The organism is Chryseobacterium sp. FR054, assembly GCF_056844565.1.
Genome location: NZ_JBXDSA010000001.1, coordinates 653,697 through 674,849, shown reverse-complemented (window position 1 = coordinate 674,849; position 21,153 = coordinate 653,697). Strand labels below are relative to the sequence as shown.

Annotated in this window: 24 protein-coding genes; 21 read left to right on the top strand and 3 right to left on the bottom strand. The window is 39.9% G+C overall.

Annotation, left to right across the window (positions count from 1 at the left end):
- Positions 1-193: 193 nt before the first annotated feature.
- The 3 genes from AC106S_RS03415 to AC106S_RS03405 form a co-directional block, all read right to left on the bottom strand.
- Positions 194-2,413, bottom strand: coding sequence for an NADP-dependent isocitrate dehydrogenase (locus AC106S_RS03415; RefSeq protein WP_482437730.1), 2,220 nt, complete (start codon positions 2,411-2,413; stop codon positions 194-196).
- Between the two features lie 106 nt (positions 2,414-2,519).
- Positions 2,520-3,635: a cadherin repeat domain-containing protein gene (locus AC106S_RS03410; protein ID WP_482437729.1), complete on the bottom strand. Its 1,116-nt coding sequence runs from the start codon at positions 3,633-3,635 to the stop codon at positions 2,520-2,522.
- Positions 3,636-3,648: 13 nt separating this feature from the next.
- Entirely contained in the window at positions 3,649-4,101 is a 453-nt protein-coding gene (locus AC106S_RS03405; RefSeq protein WP_482437728.1) for a T9SS type A sorting domain-containing protein, read from the bottom strand.
- Positions 4,102-4,256: 155 nt separating this feature from the next.
- On the opposite strand from AC106S_RS03405, the gene tpx reads away from it, so the two are divergent.
- The 21 genes from tpx to AC106S_RS03300 all read left to right on the top strand — a co-directional run bounded on the left by tpx (position 4,257) and on the right by AC106S_RS03300 (position 21,055).
- Complete coding sequence (tpx, locus tag AC106S_RS03400) at positions 4,257-4,760, top strand: thiol peroxidase (RefSeq protein WP_482437727.1); 504 nt, start codon at positions 4,257-4,259, stop codon at positions 4,758-4,760.
- An 86-nt stretch (positions 4,761-4,846) separates the two neighbouring features.
- Positions 4,847-5,194: a VOC family protein gene (locus AC106S_RS03395; protein ID WP_482437726.1), complete on the top strand. Its 348-nt coding sequence runs from the start codon at positions 4,847-4,849 to the stop codon at positions 5,192-5,194.
- 154 nt (positions 5,195-5,348) lie between these two features.
- Entirely contained in the window at positions 5,349-5,753 is a 405-nt protein-coding gene (locus AC106S_RS03390; RefSeq protein WP_482437725.1) for a glyoxalase superfamily protein, read from the top strand.
- A gap of 1,341 nt (positions 5,754-7,094) precedes the next feature.
- Positions 7,095-8,306 carry a DUF763 domain-containing protein gene (locus tag AC106S_RS03385; RefSeq protein ID WP_482437724.1) on the top strand — a complete coding sequence of 404 codons (1,212 nt, stop codon included), beginning with the start codon at positions 7,095-7,097 and terminating at the stop codon, positions 8,304-8,306.
- A 332-nt stretch (positions 8,307-8,638) separates the two neighbouring features.
- On the top strand, positions 8,639-9,229 hold the full coding sequence (locus AC106S_RS03380) for a Crp/Fnr family transcriptional regulator (RefSeq protein ID WP_482437723.1): 591 nt from the start codon (positions 8,639-8,641) through the stop codon (positions 9,227-9,229).
- Positions 9,230-9,307: 78 nt separating this feature from the next.
- Positions 9,308-9,715 carry a VOC family protein gene (locus tag AC106S_RS03375; protein WP_482437722.1) on the top strand — a complete coding sequence of 136 codons (408 nt, stop codon included), beginning with the start codon at positions 9,308-9,310 and terminating at the stop codon, positions 9,713-9,715.
- A gap of 45 nt (positions 9,716-9,760) precedes the next feature.
- A complete protein-coding gene (locus tag AC106S_RS03370) occupies positions 9,761-10,162 on the top strand; it encodes a VOC family protein (RefSeq protein ID WP_482437721.1) in 402 nt (133 codons plus the stop codon).
- A 357-nt stretch (positions 10,163-10,519) separates the two neighbouring features.
- Complete coding sequence (locus tag AC106S_RS03365) at positions 10,520-10,981, top strand: hypothetical protein (protein WP_482437720.1); 462 nt, start codon at positions 10,520-10,522, stop codon at positions 10,979-10,981.
- Between the two features lie 442 nt (positions 10,982-11,423).
- The gene (locus AC106S_RS03360; protein ID WP_482437718.1) at positions 11,424-11,948 is read left to right on the top strand and encodes a DinB family protein; all 525 of its coding nucleotides are present in this window, start codon (positions 11,424-11,426) and stop codon (positions 11,946-11,948) included.
- A 3-nt stretch (positions 11,949-11,951) separates the two neighbouring features.
- Positions 11,952-12,728 carry an alpha/beta fold hydrolase gene (locus tag AC106S_RS03355; RefSeq protein WP_482437717.1) on the top strand — a complete coding sequence of 259 codons (777 nt, stop codon included), beginning with the start codon at positions 11,952-11,954 and terminating at the stop codon, positions 12,726-12,728.
- Between the two features lie 83 nt (positions 12,729-12,811).
- Positions 12,812-13,243 carry a VOC family protein gene (locus tag AC106S_RS03350; RefSeq protein ID WP_482437716.1) on the top strand — a complete coding sequence of 144 codons (432 nt, stop codon included), beginning with the start codon at positions 12,812-12,814 and terminating at the stop codon, positions 13,241-13,243.
- Positions 13,244-13,319: 76 nt separating this feature from the next.
- Positions 13,320-13,733, top strand: a complete 414-nt coding sequence (locus AC106S_RS03345; RefSeq protein ID WP_482437715.1) for an SRPBCC family protein — start codon at positions 13,320-13,322, stop codon at positions 13,731-13,733.
- Positions 13,734-13,750: 17 nt separating this feature from the next.
- Entirely contained in the window at positions 13,751-14,017 is a 267-nt protein-coding gene (locus tag AC106S_RS03340) for a helix-hairpin-helix domain-containing protein (RefSeq protein ID WP_482437714.1), read from the top strand.
- A gap of 102 nt (positions 14,018-14,119) precedes the next feature.
- The gene (locus AC106S_RS03335) at positions 14,120-14,986 is read left to right on the top strand and encodes a VOC family protein (RefSeq protein WP_482437713.1); all 867 of its coding nucleotides are present in this window, start codon (positions 14,120-14,122) and stop codon (positions 14,984-14,986) included.
- Positions 14,987-15,042: 56 nt separating this feature from the next.
- Positions 15,043-15,876, top strand: a complete 834-nt coding sequence (locus tag AC106S_RS03330; protein WP_482437712.1) for an SDR family oxidoreductase — start codon at positions 15,043-15,045, stop codon at positions 15,874-15,876.
- Between the two features lie 44 nt (positions 15,877-15,920).
- Positions 15,921-16,349, top strand: coding sequence for an SRPBCC family protein (locus tag AC106S_RS03325; protein ID WP_482437711.1), 429 nt, complete (start codon positions 15,921-15,923; stop codon positions 16,347-16,349).
- 33 nt (positions 16,350-16,382) lie between these two features.
- Positions 16,383-16,823 carry an SRPBCC family protein gene (locus tag AC106S_RS03320; RefSeq protein ID WP_482437710.1) on the top strand — a complete coding sequence of 147 codons (441 nt, stop codon included), beginning with the start codon at positions 16,383-16,385 and terminating at the stop codon, positions 16,821-16,823.
- Positions 16,824-16,935: 112 nt separating this feature from the next.
- Positions 16,936-17,394, top strand: coding sequence for a DoxX family protein (locus tag AC106S_RS03315; protein WP_482437709.1), 459 nt, complete (start codon positions 16,936-16,938; stop codon positions 17,392-17,394).
- Between the two features lie 76 nt (positions 17,395-17,470).
- A complete protein-coding gene (locus AC106S_RS03310) occupies positions 17,471-18,655 on the top strand; it encodes a gliding motility protein GldB-related protein (protein WP_482437708.1) in 1,185 nt (394 codons plus the stop codon).
- Entirely contained in the window at positions 18,621-18,788 is a 168-nt protein-coding gene (locus tag AC106S_RS03305; RefSeq protein WP_482437707.1) for a hypothetical protein, read from the top strand. Before AC106S_RS03310 ends, AC106S_RS03305 begins: the two co-directional genes overlap by 35 nt.
- 260 nt (positions 18,789-19,048) lie before the next feature.
- The gene (locus tag AC106S_RS03300; RefSeq protein WP_482437706.1) at positions 19,049-21,055 is read left to right on the top strand and encodes a S9 family peptidase; all 2,007 of its coding nucleotides are present in this window, start codon (positions 19,049-19,051) and stop codon (positions 21,053-21,055) included.
- Positions 21,056-21,153 lie beyond the last annotated feature (98 nt).

Below are 21,153 nucleotides of genomic sequence, written 5' to 3'. Positions count from 1 at the left end.
TTGCCCGTCCAATTCAAAAGAACCTTAAATCTTAAAAAACACAAAATCTCCAAAAGCAACTTCGCAGGTTAACATGATCTCAATATTCAATAGAATCGGGCTGAAGCCCGATTAAAATTTAGGGCAACACCCAAAAAACACCAAAAAAGCCCCTTGAAAAAGGAGCTTTTTGTATATTGGAAGAATCTGTAAATTAGATCCCGTCAATAATTTCATTTAAAACAGTGCTTGGTCTCATTGCTGCATACGTTTTATATGTATCGGTTTTGTAGTAACCGTCAATATTCTGAGGTTTACCCTGAGCACCGATTAATTCAGCATTGATTACAGCTTCATTTTCCTGCATTGCTGCGGCTATCGGAGCGAATTGAGCAGCTAATTCAGCATCGGCAGTCTGACTGGCTAAAGCTTCAGCCCAGTACATTGCCAGGTAGAAGTGAGAACCTCTGTTATCGATCTGTCCTACTTTTCTTGCAGGAGATTTATCAGTAGCTAGGAATTTAGCGTTGGCCTCATCCAGTGCATCAGCTAAAACCTGAGATTTTGTATTCCCCTGAGTTTGGGCCAGGTGCTCCAAAGAAGCCTGTAATGCCAAGAATTCGCCTAAAGAATCCCATCTTAAATAACCTTCTTCAAGGAACTGCTCAACGTGTTTAGGGGCAGAACCTCCGGCACCTGTTTCGAAAAGACCTCCTCCGTTCATCAGTGGAACGATGGAAAGCATTTTTGCAGAAGTACCAAGTTCAAGAATAGGGAAAAGATCCGTTAAATAATCTCTCAGTACGTTTCCGGAAACAGAGATCGTGTCTTTGCCTTCTCTTGCTCTTTTAAGGGTTTCAGTCATGGCATCTTTTACATCAAGGATTCTGATGTCAAGACCTGCTGTGTCGTGATCAGCAAGATATTTTTCTACTTTTTTGATGATTTCTCTGTCGTGAGCTCTTCCTTTGTCTAACCAGAAAATAGCAGGCGTATCAGATAATCTTGATCTGTTTACGGCCAGCTTCACCCAGTCCTGGATAGGAGCGTCTTTAGTCTGGCACATTCTGAAGATATCATCTTTTTCTACTTTCTGAGAAAGAAGAACGGTTCCGTTTTCGTCCTGAACTTCAACAGTTCCGTCAGCAGATAACTGGAACGTTTTATCGTGAGAACCATATTCTTCAGCTTTCTGAGCCATTAAACCTACGTTTGGAACAGATCCCATTGTAGTAGGGTCAAGTTTTCCATGTGCTTTCATATCATCGATTACAGACTGATAGAAACCTGCGTAAGAACGGTCAGGAATAATGCATACGGTATCCTCTTCATTTCCGTCTTTGTTCCACATTTTACCGCCTCCTCTTACAAGGGCAGCCATAGAAGCATCTACGATGATGTCGGAAGGAACGTGGAAATTGGTGATTCCTTTGTCAGAATTTACCATAGCCACTCTTGGTCCGTCAGCAAGTGCTTTTTCAATATCAGCTTTGATGTCAGCTTCCTGGGCATTTCCTTTGATTTTTTCAAAAAGATCGGCAAGACCGTTGTTAGGATTGATATCCAAAGACCTGAATGTCTCCGCATATTTAGTGAATACTTCTTTGAAGAATGTTTCTACGATCGCTCCGAAAATAATAGGATCGGAGATTTTCATCATCGTAGCTTTAAGGTGAGCGGAAAGAAGTACATTTCTTTTCTTAGCTTCTTCGATGGCTTCCTGAACGAATACTTTCAGAGCATTAAGGTTCATTACGGAAGAATCGATCACTTCTCCGGCCTGAAGACCAGCGAAGTCTTTCAATACAGATTCAGAACCGTCATTTCCTTTGAATACGATTCTGTATTTTGTAGCATTTTCTAAGGTGGTAGAAGTTTCTGTACCGTAGAAATCACCATTGTTCATGTGAGCTACGTCAGTTTTGCTGTCAGATGCCCAGTCACCCATTCTGTGAGGGTTGGCTTTAGCATAATTTTTCACCGCTTTCGGAGCACGTCTGTCAGAATTTCCTTCTCTCAGTACAGGGTTTACAGCACTTCCTAAAACTTTTGCATATTTAGCTTTAATGGCTTTTTCCTCATCATTTTTAGGTTCAGCAGGATAATTAGGAACAGCAAATCCTTTAGACTGAAGTTCAGCGATTGCTGCATCCAGCTGTGGTACGGAAGCGGAGATATTCGGTAATTTGATGATATTGGCTTCAGGTTTTGTCGCCAGTTCTCCCAATTCAGCCAAAGCATCACCAATTTTCTGATCATCTTTTAAAAACTCAGGAAAGTTCGCTAAAATTCTGCCTGCTAAAGAAATATCCGGAACGGCGATCTCAATACCCGCTGATTTTGTAAACGCTTTCACAATCGGTAAAAAAGAATGTGTAGCCAGCATTGGAGCCTCATCCGTTAAAGTGTAATAGATTTTTGATTTGTCTGACATTATACTGTTATTTATTATTTGATTTTTTAAGACTCACAAATTTACTAAATATGATTGTTTTATGAAGTATTTTGCACAAAAAAAGAGGCCTGGGCCTCTTTAAATTTTATAACTGTGTAATCGTGTAGTTTCCGGTGCCATCAAAATTGAGACTGAACTCAACTTTATAATTTTTGGGAGTGGTCGCAGAAATGTTAGGGAAGGTAATAGGATCTCCTTCTACATCAAAAGATCCGTCACCAAGATTATCTCCTAAATCTTCAGGCTGTAAGCTTTCTGAAGCAAGTTTGATATAAAACGAACCTCCGGTACTGGTTGTCACTCCATTGATGATCGCCGTAAATTTTCCTGTGGCATTATTATAGGTAACAGAAGTTACAGGCAACGTACCCGAAGATGAAGTAAACTGAATTTTAGGAACAAAGTTGAAGAAGCCTGCCCTCATTTGCGGTCCGTTAGGAGCAATCAGGATCTGGTAAAATCCGTTGGACGCTACATTATAGTTACTTCCGTTAGTCGTAATATATCCGTTGGAGTCTGAGCCGTAAACCTGGGCACCATTACCCGGTGAAGCTATGAATTTAATCTGTGTATTGGCAGGAAGGTACTTGTAGCCTATTTTCGTACTGCCATTTCCACGGAGTAATTCAGCAGAGGAAGGAGTAAAGGAATTATATGATCCGTACACATACAGGTTGGAAGGCAAAGTATTACCGGACGAACCTGTATTTGTAGGAAGGCTTAGCGTACCTGAATCGCTTACGTTTAAGGTGTAACTGGTTCCGTTCGGAGATACAAGCGTGATGCCCTGGCCAGGACCTGTCACGATTGTTTTACTTACCTGTGCATACGGGACGCTCATCAGCTGGTTTACGCCAACATTGATGTAGTCAGAACCTCCCTGCGGATCCATTTCCACTTTAACGAATTTGGTATTGCTGCCCCAGTTGATTCCTCCGAAATTTCCGGTAGAGGCGGTTCCCTGTCCGATATTTAAATTAACCAGACCTTTAGCATTGGTTGTTTTATGATGAGTTTCAGTGTAAAGAACGTTTCCCGTAGCCGAATTTTCTAAAATGCTTATTCTTAATGAAACGGTCCCGTTGGAAACAGGTGCTCCGGAAGCATTGAAGGCTATGGTTTGATAACTGAAAGCCTGTGGCACCTGTGCGCTTAATAATGTAGCGACAAATAATCCTATGGTAGCGTAAAGTTTTCTCATGATCAGATAGTTTTTAAGGTTTTTTAATGATTTTAATAGGTTTGATGTCCGGATTTCTGAAAGAGATCATATAAATTCCCGGATTCAGGCTGCGGAGATCGAGTTTTCCGTTGTCAGGCTTTGCTTTTAAGACAAGTCTTCCCGCTGTATCATATACTTCGGCTTCTTCAATTTTGGAATTGGAGCTTAAAGTAACGTGAATAAAATCGGGAGTAGGGTTAGGATAGATCTTTACATTTTCTTTCTCAGCCTCACTGATGCCGAGAACCTGTAAAGACATCTGGTACAGCATTCCCATTGTGCCGGAACTGTTCTGATCCGGATCATCAGGGATGACGTAAATTTCCCCTACGGAATGAGAAAATCCTGCTTCAGAAACGGCTCCGGAATTGATCGTGCCGATGACTGACTGGGCGAAACCAAAGACCGGTACTCCGAAGAGCAGGAGTGTAATTTTTTTTCGCATGATTATTAATTTTTTCAGAGTGCGAATATAGTTAAATTTTATATCCGATAAATGAGCGTGAACAGCAATTTTACTTTAAGAATTATTTAACCTTTATTGGAGAGGAAAAATTCTTGCTTTTAAGTAAATTTGAGGAAACTAAAAAAATAAATATTATGTCAACGACAATCACTTTAAAAGGAAACGAAGTACACACCATCGGAACATTACCATCAGTGGGAAGCACTGTCAGAGACTTTGCTCTGGTTGACTCCGGGCTGAATGTAAAGACATTGGAAACTTTTGAAGGAAAGAAAAAAGTATTCAATATTTTCCCAAGTATCGATACCCCGACCTGTGCGGCTTCCAGCAGAAAATTCAATGAAGAGGCTTCTAAACTGGATAATACAGTAATCATCAATGTTTCCAAAGACCTTCCGTTTGCATTAGGAAGATTCTGTGCAGCAGAAGGACTGAATAATGTGGAGACTCTTTCAGATTTCAGAAGCAGTTTTGGTGATGATTATGAAGTAACCATTACAGACTCTCCTTTAAAAGGTCTGTTGAGCCGTGCGGTAATCGTTACCGATGAAAACAATAAAGTGGTTTACACAGAACAGGTTTCGGAAATTGCTGATGAACCTGATTACGATGCAGCTTTGGCAGCATTAAACCAATAACAGAAACAATCTTTATAGAAAGCCTTGCCGAAGCTTAATTTCAGCAGGGCTTTTTTTGACTCTTTAAATTGCAAAACATACTGAAAATGGTAAAGAGAATTGTAGCCAATATAAAAACAGAAGACCTTTCAGAAGCAGATCTTTTTTATCAGGATATTTTAGGACTTGATGTACTGATGGATCACGGCTGGATCAGAACTTTCGGAAATGATGAAAAAGCACAGGTCCAGATCAGTTTTGCGGTGCAGGGCGGCAATGATACGGAAGTCCCCGATCTTTCCTTTGAAGTGGAAAATGTGGATGAAGTATATCGGAATATGAAGACGGCTGATTTTGAAATCGTATATGATATTACCGATGAAGATTGGGGAGTACGCCGTTTCTTTGTCAGAGATCCGTTTGGGAAACTGATCAATATTCTTGAACATCAGTAAACTGAATTAGAGAATGCCATTGCATGGTTACTGAAACATTCCGGCTGACAGTTAATGGCCGTACTTCCCGCTAAGTAAAATACCCTTGTGGACAAATATTCATCAATGAATTAAAAAATAGTAAATTCCTTAACTACATTATAATTAATCTGATATGAAAGCGACACAGATCATTCCTATTCTCAGAATCTTCGATTATAAAAAAGCAGTAGAGTTTTATGTTGAATGGCTCGGCTTCGAAATCATCTGGGAACATTACTTCGATGAAAATACCCCTGTTTATATGGAAGTAAAAAGAGAAAATATGATTTTTCATTTAAGCGAACACCACGGAGACGGCTCTCCCGGTGTAAGAGTAGCTGTTTGGGGAGAAGGCGTTCCTGCCTATCATAAAGAACTGATTGATAAAAAATATAAATATAATCGTCCTGCGCTTGAAAAAACGTTCTACAATGCTGTATCTTTCACAGTGATCGATCCTTCCGGAAATAAAATCACTTTCGAGGAAGAATATAATGAAGGAAAGCATAAAGGTCTTGAATTTTATTCTCCTGGGTAACAAATTCCAAAACACCGGATAAATCTTTAGAACCTGTGATAATTTCTAAACTCAATTTTTTGTATCACATTCAAATCTTTATTATATTCTCGAAGTGATCAGAGCTGTAAAAACTTGTTGAAAATCTTGGATTTTCTTGCGCCTTAAAAACAGCATAATGGTAAAAAAATCTTGCGTCCTTGCGATTCTCCAACCAAAAAAAATCTGCTCAATCCGCCAGATCTGCGAGATTTTAAAACCTAAAATCTGTGAAATCTGTGGATGCTTTTTTTAAAACGTAAAGGTCTCAGCTTCTTTGTACATATTTCAGGGAGCAAAGTGTAGAATCAACTCCGTTGATCCGATGAAGCGTTGGATTAGCCTTCGGCCGTTTTTACTACTTAATCTAAAGCGATTCGAGCTGTAAAAACTTGCTGAAAATCTTGGATTTTCTTGCGCCTTAAACACAATTCTAATAGTAAAAAAAAAACTTGCGCCATTGCGATTGTCCAACAAAAAATCTGCTTTATCTGCCGGATCTTCGAGATTTTAAAACCATAAATCTGTGGATGCTTTTTTGAAAACGCAAAGGTCTCAGCTTCTTTGTACATATTTCAGGGAGCAAAGTGTAGAATCAACTCCGTTGATCCGATGAAGCGTTGGATTAGCCTTCGGCCGTTTTTACTACTTACTCTAAAGCGATTCGAACTGTAAAAACTTGCTGAAAATCTTGGATTTTCTTGCGCCTTAAACACAATTCTAATAGTAAAAAAAAACTTGCGCCATTGCGATTATCCAACAAAAAATCTGCTTTATCTGCCAGATCTGCGAGATTTAAAAACCATAAATCTGTGGATGCTTTTTTGAAAACGCAAAGGTCTCAGCTTCTTTGTACATATTTCAGGGAGCAAAGTACAGAATCAACTCCGTTGATCCGATGAAGCGTTGGATTAGCCTTCGGCCGTTTTTACTACTTAATCTAAAGCGATTCGAACTGTAAAAACTTGCTGAAAATCTTTGATTTTCTTGCGCCTTAAACACAATGAATAGTAAAAAAAACCTGCGCCATTGCGATTGTCCAACAAAAAATCTGCTTTATCTGCCAGATCTGCGAGATTTTAAAACCCTAAAATCTGTGAAATTCATGGGACCCGTAAGAAATTCTTTAAACTAAAAAAGGTTCTCCGAAGTCAAAACGTACCAAAGGTTTAATCATCAGGTATACATTTTTTCAAATAGAATCTAGAACAGACCCTGAAAAATCTGTTTTCTTTTTACTGTGGCTAACGCAATTTTTAAAATTGACCTCAATCATGAAGAATCCGGAATATTAAAGCTAACTTTGAATCTTTAAAATTGAAAATGAAACGTTCAGGAACAGCAGATTTACCTTTACACTATGGCAAAGTACCGCCGTGGCTGTATGAACGGATGTCTGTTCTGGGACTTTCCATCATAGAGGTGATCCTCATGGATTATGGTAAAGATGAGGTGCTACGCAGGCTGGCAGATCCGTTCTGGTTTCAGAGCTTTGGTGCAGTGATGGGAATGGACTGGCATTCCTCCGGAATTACCACTTCGGTAATGGGGGCATTAAAACGTTCCGTTAATCCCAACTCCTCTTCATTGGGACTGTATATCTGCGGAGGAAAAGGTAAATTTTCAAGAGAAACACCGTCTGAACTGATTCAGATTGCGGATAAAACAGGTCTGAACGGCCACGAACTCGTTAAAGCAAGCAAACTCTCTGCTAAAGTGGATAATACCGCTATTCAGGATGGTTATCAGCTGTATCTGCATAATTTTATCCTGGCTGATAACGGGAGCTGGAGTGTTGTTCAGCAGGGAATGCATGAATCAGACGGAACAGCAAGACGTTATCACTGGCATTCCGAAAACATAAAATCGTTTGTAGAAGAACCTCATACGGGAATTAACGGAATTTCAAGAGGAAAGATCCTGAATCTTACAGATGCGGAAGCTTCAGGAAACAGAAAGGGGATTCTGGATATTTCCCATACCGATTCCGCGGAGGTGATGAAAGATTTTTCAAGGCTTATACTTCCGGGACATCACGATGTCCGTGCTTCAGATGTTGATCTGAAACGTCTCGGTGCTCTTTTATATGTTACCCGTGAACAGCAGCCCCGGAATTTTGAAGATCTCCTGATGCTTGAAGGTGTAGGACCACGAACCATGCAGTCTTTAGCTCTGGTAAGCGAAGTGATTCACGGATCGCCCTCAAGATTTGCGGACCCCGCCAGATTTTCTTTTGCACACGGAGGAAAAGATGGTCATCCGTTCCCGGTTCCAACGAAAACTTATGACGAAAGCATCAACATCCTGAGAAAAGGAATTGAAAAATCAAAACTGGGAAACTCCGATAAACTGAATACTTTAAACAAACTTCATAAGATCGTTGCCCGGACAGAACAGGATTTTACTCCTGATTTTGATATTCAGCAGGTAATTGAAGAAGAAAGACAGAATTCGTGGCGATTCGGAGGGAAAACCGTTTTCGGGGATGCACAGAAACCTCAGGGGCCCCAATCAATCCAGCTTTCATTATTTTAACCTGTAAGTTTTTTGAATTTAAAAACTATACCGGAATTTCTTCATCATATTCATCTGCTTTTAAAATATTTGATTTTAGGCCGCTATACGTATAAAAATCTTTTAATTTCTTCTGATTTCACCTTAATGGTTTAAAATAAATAAAGCCGGAAACTGAGATACTATAAATAAAATTTGTTTAATTATTTAACAGATAATACATCGGTTTATATTGTTGTATTTAAGTAGATTGAATTAATTTTCATTAAATAAGCATTAAATTGTTTAATTTTTTACATTTCCGATCCAATTAAAAGTTCTATTTTTAAAGACTTAAAAAAACATCAGCACCAATGACCAGCAAAGCCTTAGAAATCTGCTACGACTTTCCCTTTTTTTTACAGGAAGAACTTGAAGAAATATTCCAGGCCCACGAAAAAGTATCCTTCCAGAAAGGAGAAAGTATTCTTACAGAAGGCAAAACGGCCAATGAATACTATATCCTTGAAAAAGGGCTGGCCCGCTCATTCGTCAATGATTTTAACGGAAACGAAGTAACTACCCATTTTTTTGCAGATAATGAGATCATCATTGAAGTACTTTCACTGTTTCAGAGAATTCCGTCACAGGAAAATATAGTCTGCATCACCGACTGCGAATGCTGGAGATTCGATTTTGAAACCTTTCAGGAATTATTCCATAAAATACCCAACCTCAGAGAATGGGGAAGAGCGTGGATGTCTAAAGAACTGTTTACCTACAAACAGCGTTCCGTGGAAATGTTTACCCTTTCAGCTACCAGACGCTATCTCAATTTGTTGGAACAGAAGCCTCTCGTTGTGCAGTATGCTCCTCTGAAACAGATTGCTTCCTATCTCGGGGTTACAGACACTTCCCTAAGCAGAATCCGTAAAGAGCTGGTTTCTCATCCCAGGAAAAATTAAATCTTGTCTTATGGCAAGTTGACTTTCACGGAAGCTTGGTAATTTTGGTTAAAAGTTAAACACTAAAAAATTACAGAAATGAAAGTCAGTCAAACTTATGTAAACCTTCCGGTAAAAGAAGTACAGAAAACCAGGGAATTCTGGAGTAAACTGGGGTTTGCCATCAATGAATCTTTCTCTGATGATAAAGCAGTATGTGTTATCATAAAAGAGGATATGTATCTTATGTTCTTAAAAGATGATTATTTCCGGACCTTTTCCAATAAACCCGTTCCCAAAGGAGATACGTCTGAAGTGCTGTTAGCTTTTGGACTGAACAGCCGGGAAGAAGTAGACCGTATTGTAAGCATCGCCCTGGAAAATGGAGCTACACAACACGAAGAACCGCAGGATTACGGATGGATGTATCAGAATTCTTTCTGGGACCCCGACGGACATGGGTGGAATATGACCTATGCGGATATGTCCCAAATGCCTTCCGAATAATTCAAACGATTTTACTGCTCAAAGTTTAACACTAAAAATTACAAAATGAAAATCAGCCAGATTTACGTCAATTTACCCGTAAAAGATGTACAGAAAACCAGAGAATTCTGGACGAAACTCGGTTTTTCCGTCAATGAACAGTTCTCAGATGATAAAGCCGTGTGTATTGTGATGAAAGAAGATCATATTTACACCATGTTTCTGAAAGAAGAGTTTTTTCAGACCTTTACCAACAGACCTTTTGCGAAAGGAGACACTACTCAGGTGCTTCTTGCGGTGGGAGTAGACAGCCGTGAGGAAGTAGACCGGATTATAAACACTGCTCTTGAAAACGGAGGGTCCAAATACAGTGAACCACAGGATTACGGCTGGATGTATCAGAGTGCTTTTGCCGATATAGACGGACATCAGTGGGAAATAATGCATGGAGACGTTTCCCAGATGTAGTTCACGATCTACAACACAGCTTTCAAAATCAAAACAATCTGCAAAATCAGCAATCAAAAAAAAATCTGTTCAGCCTGTCAGATCTGAGAAGATAAAATCACCACAAAGATCTGAGAAATCTGTGGCATCTGTGGGAGAAAAAAATATACGATCATACCTTTTATTGGTTGGAAAACGCAGCGGCACAAAAATTTTGAATATTACAATGAATTGAAGACGCAGGAAAGTCAAGGGTTTTCAGCAATTGTTATAGGATAACCTAAATTATTCGTGCATCAGTGTACAAATAACTCAAGCTACAACAGTTCAGAATTAATTTAATCCTTACCGAAAACACAACACCAAAAAATATCAATTATGGAAACAAAATCAAACGATATTGAAATCATAAAAAGACAGACTTCCGCCACCTACAACATTGTCTGTTTAAATACAGATGGAATTACGGATGATGAGGCTATGATTTTTCCCAATGGAGAAGCCAACTGCATGAACTGGATTTTAGGACACCTGATCTATATAAGAAATGCCTTTCTGAATATATTGGGAGAAGAATCAATCTGGGATACAGAAAAGTTCTCCTGCTATAACAGAGGAGAAAATCCTTTGGAAAGAAAAAGTGAGTTGATCCCTTTTGAAGAACTAAGATCTTATTTTAAGGAATCCCGGAACAGGCTGGAAGCAGCTCTTAATACTACGGAAAGCTTCAGTCCGGAACTGATTAATGATATTGCAACCTTATCACTTCATGAAATATATCACGGCGGACAGTTGGGCTACCTCAGAAGAGTCCTGGGAAAACCAGGGGCAATAAAATAGAGTGAAAACAGAAAGCCTAAATTTCTGCCCCGGAAAAATCTGCTCAATCTGTCTGGTATTGGAGAATTTTTAAACCCTAAAATCTGTGTTATCTGAGGAGTCTGTGGGAAATCTATTTGTATTGATACTTTTTTGAAAACGCAAAGGTTTCAGCTTCTTTATTCCTATTTCGGACCGTTTTTACTACTTAATCTAAAGTGATTAGAGCTGTAAACATTTGCCGGAAATCTTGGATTTTCTTGCGCCTTAAACACAATTCTAATAGTAAAAAAACTTGCGCCCTTGCGACTGCCCAACAAAAATATGCTCAATCTGCCAGATCTGTGGGAAAATAAAAGCATCACAAAATCTGAGAAATCTGTGGCATCTGTGGAAAACAAAAAAATCGCAACGGATTGAATATTAATAAAATAAATTATTGTTAAAACTAAAAAATACAGAAATGGAAATCCCAAAATCATCAAAAATGGAACTCATTATTCCGGCTTACAGAATGCATTCGCAGAGTTTTGTGAATGCTCTGGACGGCATTTCGGAAGAAGATGCTCTGAAAAGAATCGACGGAAAAACCAACCACATAGTCTGGATGGCAGGGAACTTTGTGAATATGCGTTACGGCCTGGGCTGGGTTTTAGGACTTCGCGATGAAGATCCTTACGGTGAACTTTTTTTCCAGGGAAAGACCTTGGATGAAAGCTTTAATTATCCGAGCCTGGCAGATCTGAAAAAAAGTTTCCACGAAATTTCGCCCAAAGTCTACCGGAAACTGTGGGAAGTAACAGACGAGGAACTGGACGAAATCTTTGAAATCGGAATGAATGTTCCGTTTATCCGGGAAACCAAGCTCAATTTTGCAGGAATGTGCATCGGGCGTGAGGATTACCTGTCCGGGCAGATCGGGTTAATGAGGAGAATTCTGGATTACCCAGGAATGAAATATGATGTGGACGAAAATTTAAAATACTGATAAATGGAGCCGAAAGAACAAGGGTATAAGAATGTAAATGGCATTCGTATGTATTATGAAATCTACGGTTCCGGAAAACCTCTCGTTCTGATTCATGGAGGTGGTTCTTCCATCTTATTCGATTTTAAAGAAGCGATCTCAAGACTGAACGGAAAATTTCAGCTGATAGGCATTGATCTTCAGAATCATGGGATGAGTGACCACCGGGATATTCCCGAAACCTTTGAACAGGATGCCCGTGATATTGTTGCCGTATTGAAAGAGCTTCAGATTGAAAAAGCCTCGTTCTGGGGATTCAGTAACGGAGGAAATACCGTAATGCAGATTGCCCATCTTTATCCTGAAATCACGGAAAAACTCATTGTAGCTTCGTCTTTTTTCAAAAAAAGCGGTATGATGGACGGTTTCTTCGAAAGTATGGCGGAAGCCACCCTGGAATCGATGCCGGAGCCTTTAAAAATCAATTTTCTCAATCTGAATCCCGATTTTTCGAAGCTTGAAAACCTGTTTGATAAAGACAGTAAAAGGATGCAGACTTTCGAAGACTGGGACGAAAAAATCCTTTCCGGCATAGAAGTTCCCGTACTATTCATCAGCGGAGACAGAGATGTGATGAAGCCTGAGCATGTGGTGGAAATGTGGCGGCTGGTAAAAGGATCCCAACTGATGATCCTTCCAGCTGTACACGGCTCTTATATGATGGCGGACTTTGAGGGCAGGACAGATTCCGGTCTCATAAACTTTACCGTCAGCAAAATAGAAAAATTTTTAAACTCTTAACAACTTCCAATAGCTGCAAATTACGCGTAATCTGTGCTGTTGAAGTTAAAAAACAAACAATAACAATTTAAAACCTAGAAATCATGGCTAAATTAAATCCGTATTTAAATTTCGACGGAAAAGCGGAAGAAGCTTTCACGTTTTACAAATCTGTCTTTGGAGGAGAATTCCTGGGAGAAGTCCACAAAATGGGAAATGCCCCGGGAACTGAAAATCTTTCCGAAGAAGAAAAAAACAGGGTCATGCATATCGCACTGCCTATCGGTAACGACCTTCTGATGGCTTCGGACATCGTTCCGGGATTCGGGCAGACCCTGACGGTTGGAAACAACAACTATGTATCTATTTTCCCGGATTCCAGAGAAGAAGCAGACAGGCTGTTCAAAGGACTTTCTGAAGGCGGAAACATCGAAATGCCTATTGAAGACCAGTTTTGGGGAGACTATTTCGGGAGCTTCCAGGACAGATATGGTGTTCATTGGATGGTGAACTATAATGAAGGATATTCAAAATAATCTTATATTTAACTAAAATTATCAGAGGACGGCTCATACCGGGCTGTCCTTATTTAAACATTAAAAAAATAAAACTATGGACCCGATTAAAATAGACATCACAATTTTAGCTCCGGTAGAGAAGGTTTGGAATTATTTTAACGAACCCAGGCATATTACCAGATGGAATTTTGCCCACGAAAGCTGGCAGTGTCCGAGTTCAGTTAACGACCTGAGGGTAGGAGGAACATTTAAAAACAGAATGGAGGCGAAAGATAAAAGTTTCGGATTCGATTTTGAAGGCACCTATGATGAGGTGATCCCTAACAGGCTTATCAAATATCATATGGAGGATGGCCGGAAAGTAGAAGTTATTTTTGATGAAATAGACGGAAATACAACCAGAGTCACAGAAATTTTTGATCCTGAAAAACAGAACTCCGTGGAAATGCAGAGAGAAGGCTGGTATGCCATCCTCAACAACTTCCACAAATATGTTGAGAACCACTGAAATACCTGTCTGCAATCATGATAAACCTAGTTATAATGGCCAAATGCTTAAGCTCTGTTTGTGCCGTTAATCATGTTGTTAAAAATGATAAATTCCTGCAGGGCATCCTTGCCGCTCCTGCAAGAAGAGCTTTGGAAAAAGAGAAAATAGACTCTCTGGAAAAACTTTCGGATTACTCTGAAGAAGATATCCGGAAACTGCATGGTTTCGGTAAAAATGCTATCGATAAGCTTAAGAACCATATGGCAGAGCATCAGATTTATTTTAAAAATATCCATATCTGAAATCTTTTAAAATTAAAAAAAATAAGTCATACCGGAACAGTTTCAGCAATCAGTATATGGTATGACAGATAAAGCAATATAATCACCCTTAAATTTAAACTTATGAACAACGATATTTTTCCGTGCCTCTGGTACGACGGAGATGCCAAAGAGTCTGCTGAATTTTACTGTAAGGTATTTGACGGAAAAATTACGGCAGATACTCCTGTTGTGATGAATATTGATATTTTCGGACAGAAGCTGATGCTGCTGAACGGTGGTCCGCAATTCAAAAAAAATCCGTCCGTTTCCTTTATGGTTATCTGCAGTACAGGAGAAGAGGTACAGCAATACTGGGATCAGCTGATGGAAGGAGGAATAGCCCTGATGCCCCTGGATGCTTACTCATGGAGCAGTAAATATGGCTGGGTGCAGGACCGGTACGGGGTAACCTGGCAGATATTCCTCGGAGATAAACCGACGGAGCAGAAAATAATCCCAACATTGATGTTCATTCATCAGAATAACGGAAAAGCAATGGAAGCTATGGAGCTGTATACCCAAACATTCCCTCACTCAAATATCGGAAATGTATTAAGATACGGGGACGGAGGAGAAGGACATCCCATTCCCGAGCCGGCGGAAAATGTTCAGCATGCACACTTTATCCTCGATGGATACAGCTTTTTCTGCATGGATAATTCCTACGATCATCAGTTCGATTTTAATGAAGGAATTTCCATGGTGGTAATGACTGATGACCAGGAGCAGACCGATCATCTCTGGAATACCCTCACTTCAGACGGAGGAAGGGAAAGTATGTGTGGCTGGCTGAAAGACCGCTACGGCATGAGCTGGCAGATTGTCCCTAAAAAACTGATCCAGCTGATGAGCGATCCCGACCAGGCAAAAGCACAGAAAGTCGTTCAGGCAATGATGAAAATGCAGAAAATTATAATACAGGATCTGGAGGAGGCCTATAAGTCTTAGAACGATAATTTTCCTTTCGGCTTGCTGTTTGATGCATTTAAGATAAAGATTTGCTTATGAAAACACAGAACAAGTCACAATCTAAGTCAAAAGTTCCTGAAGAAGGGCTGTTTCCCGAGATCATCAGGAATGATTACCGGGGAAGTATGAAACTTCCTGATAAAAAGGCCGTTATTTCCGGGGGAGACAGTGGAATCGGGCAGGCCGTAGCTGTTCATTTTGCCCGTGAAGGTGCAGACGTAGCTGTCATTTACAAAGAAAGTGACGATGACGCGAAAGAAACCCGGAGACTGGTAGAAAATGAAGGAAGGAAATGTATTCTGATTAAAGGAGATCTTACCAGGAAAGCTTTCAGGGAAAAATGTGCTGAGAAAATAAAGAAACTCTGGGGAAACCTGGATATTCTGGTTAATAATGCAGGGATTCATACCTCAAAAGATACCCTGGAAAAAATCTCAGATGAACAGATTCGCAAGACCTTTGAAACCAATATTATATCCATGATCTCCCTTACAAGGCTTTTTCTGCCGATGATGGGAAAAGGAGGGCGTATTATCTGTACAACATCCGTTACAGCTTATCGCGGCAGTGACCATCTGATTGATTATGCAGCCACAAAAGGAGCAATTCTTTCTTTTATTCGTTCGTTATCCGCCAACCTTGCAGAAAAGAAAATTATGGTGAATGGTATTGCTCCCGGACCGATATGGACTCCGCTGGTAAAGGAAACTTTTGATGATCTTTCCAAATTCGGAAAAGATACCCCTCTGAAAAGGGCAGGTCAGCCTTCGGAAGTGGCACCGGCCTATGTTTTTCTTGCCTCAAGGGATGCTGATTACATCACCGGAGAGGTTATTCATATCAACGGAGGCGACTTTGTAGGAGGATGAAAAATTAAAATTACGGATCTCTGAAACCGAATTAAAAAATAGCAATGGAAAAATTAACATTCAATATAGAAATTGAAGCACCCCCCGAAAAAGTATGGAATGTACTCTGGGGCGAAATTACGTACCGGCAATGGACTACGGCTTTCACCGAAGGCTCCTTTTATGAGGGAACTCTGGAAAAAGGAAGTCTTGTGAAATTTTTCGACCCGCATCAGAACGGAATGTACAGCCGTGTGGAACAGAATATTCCCCACAAGGAAATGAAGTTTCTTCACCTCGGAGAAATTTATAACGGAACAGAAGTTCCCCGGAACTGGGGAGAAGCCACAGAAGCTTATCTGCTGGAAGAAACGGAGGAAGGCACTCTTCTTACAGCCGAGATTCAGACTCCTGAGGAGTTTAAGAGTTTTTTCGAAGAGAAATTTCCGGATGCCCTGGCAATCGTTAAAAACCTTTCGGAAAATCAGCTTTAAATATGATTTATGCTAACCGCTAAAACTTAAAATATGGAAACCTTATCGTACGAAAAAATAATCAATGCACCATTACAGAAGGTATGGGATATTCTCTGGAGTCCTGAGACATACAGTGAATGGACTCAGTATTTCAGCCCGGGATCCAGAATGACTTCAGACTGGAAGGTGGGCGGCAAAACCTACTTCCTGAACCCGGAAGGTGAAGGGATGGTCTCAACCATCGACAGCATAGATGAGCCCAACCAGGTTATTTTCAAACACCTCGGTATGATTGATAAAGACGGAAATGAAGATACCCGGAGCAAAGAAGTGATGGAGTGGAGCGGGGCTTTTGAAAAATACATTCTGATTGATTTTGACGGAAAAACAAAGCTTCACACCGAAGTACAGGTAGAAAAAGAATGGAAAGAACATCTGGATACAGGATTTATCAAAGGCCTTGAAGTAGTGAAAGACCTTGCCGAAAAGTAATGATAACAATATACTTATGCAATATAACCTTACAGCCGGAATCTGTAAGGTTTTTTGTTTTTTTATACAATAAGTTAAGTATCTTCACTCTCAGAAACTAAAAGCTCGTTTTATGAAGTTACTGGTTATTCTTTTTGCCACCTTTATCGTTAGCCTTCTGATTACATTAATATTTCAGGAAAAAGCAGATCCGGTATTTTCAGGAAACCTCGGAATGGCCGTATTCATTATTTTTACCGGATTTTCCCACTTTAAGTTTCAGAAAGGAATGGCGATGATGATTCCTGATTATATTCCTGCAAAACTTTTTTGGGTATATTTTACAGGCGTACTTGAAATTGCCGCCGGAATAGGGCTGATGATTCCCCCTCTCCGTGAATTTACGGCTGTCTCGCTGATCTGTTTCTATGTTCTGGTTTTTATAGCCAATATTCATTCATCAAAAAAGAACATCAATATTTTTAAGGCAGACCATACCGGGCCGGGGATGAAATATCTTTACATCCGGAGAATTCCCATGCAGCTTATCCTGATTGCCTGGACCTGGTACTTCGGAATATATCTGAATTGAGAAAGAATGTCGGAAGCCAAGATAATCCATGCTGCATTAATTCTGTATATTTAGATCTTATAAAATTAATCAACCGATGCGGAAACTATTACTGATGATACCTGTTGTTCTTTTGTCCGGTAACAATATTCAGGCTCAGAAGAAAGCCAATGTGATCAGCTCTGATGTGAAGAATTTCTGGAATGCCTATGATAAAATCACAGCTGTTAAAGATACCGTACAGCAATACCAATATCTTAAAAGCCTGTATCTTGATAAAGGAACTGAAGGGCTGAAAGCAATCATAAAAGCCAGAAACTATACTCCGCAGGACTACATCAACACCATCAATAATTATCCTCAATTCTGGGCTTCTGTAAGAAATAATACCCTGAAAGCAGATAAGATGGGAGCAGAGCTGGATAAAGGAGTGGGAAAATTACGCAAAATCTATCCGGATTTAAAGCCTGCCAGAATTTACTTTACCATTGGTGCTTTACGTACCGGCGGAACATACGGGGATGGTCATGTCCTTATCGGAAGTGAGATCGCTATGTCTGATAAAAATACGGTCTCCTCCGAGTTTCCTCCGACAATGAGGAAGGCAAGACGTACTTATTTTGACAGCAATCCTATTAATGACCTGATACTGCTTAATATCCACGAATATGTACATACCCAGCAGCATCCTATGGGAGAAAGCCTGCTTACAGCATCCATCAGTGAAGGAATAGCCGAATTTGTTTCCTGTAAAGCTATGGGAGTTCCATCTGCTGCCCCTGCCATTGGGTTCGGAAAGAAGAATGCAGATAAAGTGAGGGCACGGTTTGAGCTGGAAATGTTTTATCCGCCCAATCTTTACCGATGGCTGTGGGGGGATGCACCCAACAGTTTCGGGGTAAGGGATCTGGGATATTATATAGGCTATCAGATGGCTGAGAACTATTATAATAAGATCAGGGATAAAAAACAGGCTGTTAAAGAGCTGATAAATCTGAATTATGCAGATGAAAAAGCCGTTGAGGACTTTGTGCAGAAATCCGGTTTTTTCTCCGCTTCATTAAACGAACTGCGGCAAAGGTTTGAAAACAGACGTCCCGAAGTGATAGGCATTAAGCAGTTTTCTAATAACAGCAGAAATGTAAGTGTAAAAACCAATGAAATCACAGTAGAATTTTCAGAACCACTGAACGGGTTTAATACCGGAGTTGATTTCGGGAGTTTAGGTAAAGATTCGTTTCCTAAAAATGAGATCGCCAAAAGATTTCTGGTCGGAAGATAAAAAAGCATGGACGATACCTGTTACCCTGGAGCCTAATAAAAAGTACCAGTTATCTGTTACTGAAAACTTCAGAACAGCAGACGGGCTTCCCCTGAAACCTTATTTGATTGAATTTGAAACAGGGAATAAATAACCGTGTTTCAAGGATCGGTAAATTGGTGAAAACTTTTAAAGAAACGGTCTTAGGGGAATAACAATCATAACTTCCGGTTTCCATTTTTTTATATTTAACTCCTTACCCGGACTAAAGTAATTAATCTTTTTTCATGAATCTGGGATAAATGATGTAACGTTTTGGCCGGGTGAGTCGTCTAATTAAATAAGAACCATTTATTCTTTTATTGATTTAAACGTGTAAATGCAGGATATTGTTTAACTTTAAAAACATGAATCATGAATTTCAACGCTAAAATTTTCGGTGCGGCACAGATCGTACTATCTGCTATTATGATGAATGCACAAACTTCAACGGCCAAGCTGCCGGGTGATCCTACGCTTCCATCTTCCAAAGCCAGCCTTGAGAAGCTGGTTTCCTATGACAAAGGGAATTTTAAATATAAAGTGGAAGATTATTTCGCAAGACCGAAAGCTTCACAGTTTAAACTGTCACCTGACGGACAGTATCTTTCCTATAAAGAAAAAGATAAGGACAGCAAAAACCACGTCTACGTGAAAGACCTGAAAACCGGGAAAATCACCAAAGCAATCGTAGAAAAAGATGACCTGATTAAAAGTTATGGCTGGCTGGATAAAAAGCGTCTGTTTTATACCCAGGATAAAGGCGGAAATGAAAATATTCACCTTTATGCAGCAGATATAGACGGAAAAAACCTTAAAGACCTCACTCCTTTTGAAGGCATTACCCTGAATGCGGTAAGGCTGATTAAAGATACAGATTATGTGGTGGTATCCATGAATAAAAACAACAAACAGATCTTTGAACCGTACAGGATCAACTTCATTACAGGAGAAATGACCCAGCTTTATGAGAATAAGGATGTTAATAATCCTATCGATGACTATCTTTTTGATAAAGACGGGAACCTGAGAGGATATTCGGTGCTTGAAGGCGGGTTGACTACAAAAACGTATTACAAGGATCTGCAGACCGGAAAATTCAATCTTATCAAATCTACGGACTGGAAAGACAGCTTCAATGTATTCCGCTTCAATGATAATTCCAAAAATAAGGATGAAGCTTATGTGTACACCAATCTTGACAGTGATAAAGCAAGAATTGTGCTGTATGATCTTAAAAAAAATGCTGTCATCAAAGAAGTATATTCCAATCCCGTATATGATGCCGGTTCTGTAAGCATAGCCGGAAAAAACAGGAATTATGAACTGGATTATATCAGTTATAGCGGTGTGAAAGGTGAAACAATTCCTGTAAGTAAATTCTATAAAGAAATAGATGCACAGCTGAAAAAAGAATTTGGCGATAAGGAATTCGGTATTGTTTCTTCTGATGATAATGATGAAAAGCTTTTAGTGATCGTAAGCAGTGATAAGCTCTACGGAACCTATTACGAATATGATACAAAAACCAAAAAAACGAAGCTGCTGTATGACCTGATGCCGATGCTGAAAGAAGCAGACATGGCAGAAATGAGACCGATTGAGTTCAAAAGCAGGGACGGACTTACCATTCACGGATATATTACCCTTCCGAAAGCAGCCCTTGAAGGTAAAAAAGTTCCGATGATCGTTAATCCTCACGGTGGTCCGCAGGGGATAAGGGATGAATGGGGATTCAATCCAGAGGCACAGCTTTTTGCCAGCAGAGGATATGCAACCCTTCAGGTGAATTTCAGAATTTCCGGCGGATATGGAAAAGAGTTTCAGAAAGCAGGGTACAAGCAGATCGGAAGGAAAGCTATGGATGATGTGGAAGACGGGGTAAAATATGCAATTGCACAGGGATGGGCAGATCAAAATAAAATTGCCATCTACGGAGGAAGCCACGGAGGTTATGCAACACTTATGGGACTGATCAAGACTCCTGATTTATACGCTTGCGGAGTGGATTATGTAGGAGTTTCCAATATTTTCACATTCTTCGATTCCTTCCCGGAATACTGGAAGCCTTACAAAGAAATGGTAAAAGAAATCTGGTATGACCTGGATAATCCTGAAGAAGCGAAGATCGCGAAAGAAGTATCTCCGGTATTCCAGATAGATAAGATTAAGAAGCCATTATTTGTGGTACAGGGAGCCAACGATCCGAGGGTTAATATCAATGAATCCGACCAGATTGTAAAAGCCATGCGTGCCAAAGGCTATGAAGTACCGTATATGGTAAAATATGATGAAGGGCACGGATTCGGGAAAGAGCCGAACAGGATAGAACTGTACAAATATATGCTGGGCTTCTTTGCCGAAAACTTCAATAAAAAATAAGCAGAAATTTTTATAATGTTGAAAACGGAGGGTGTAATGCTTTCCGTTTTCTTTTTTTACTTACTGCAAACCCTTATTAATACAGATATTTCTGCTGA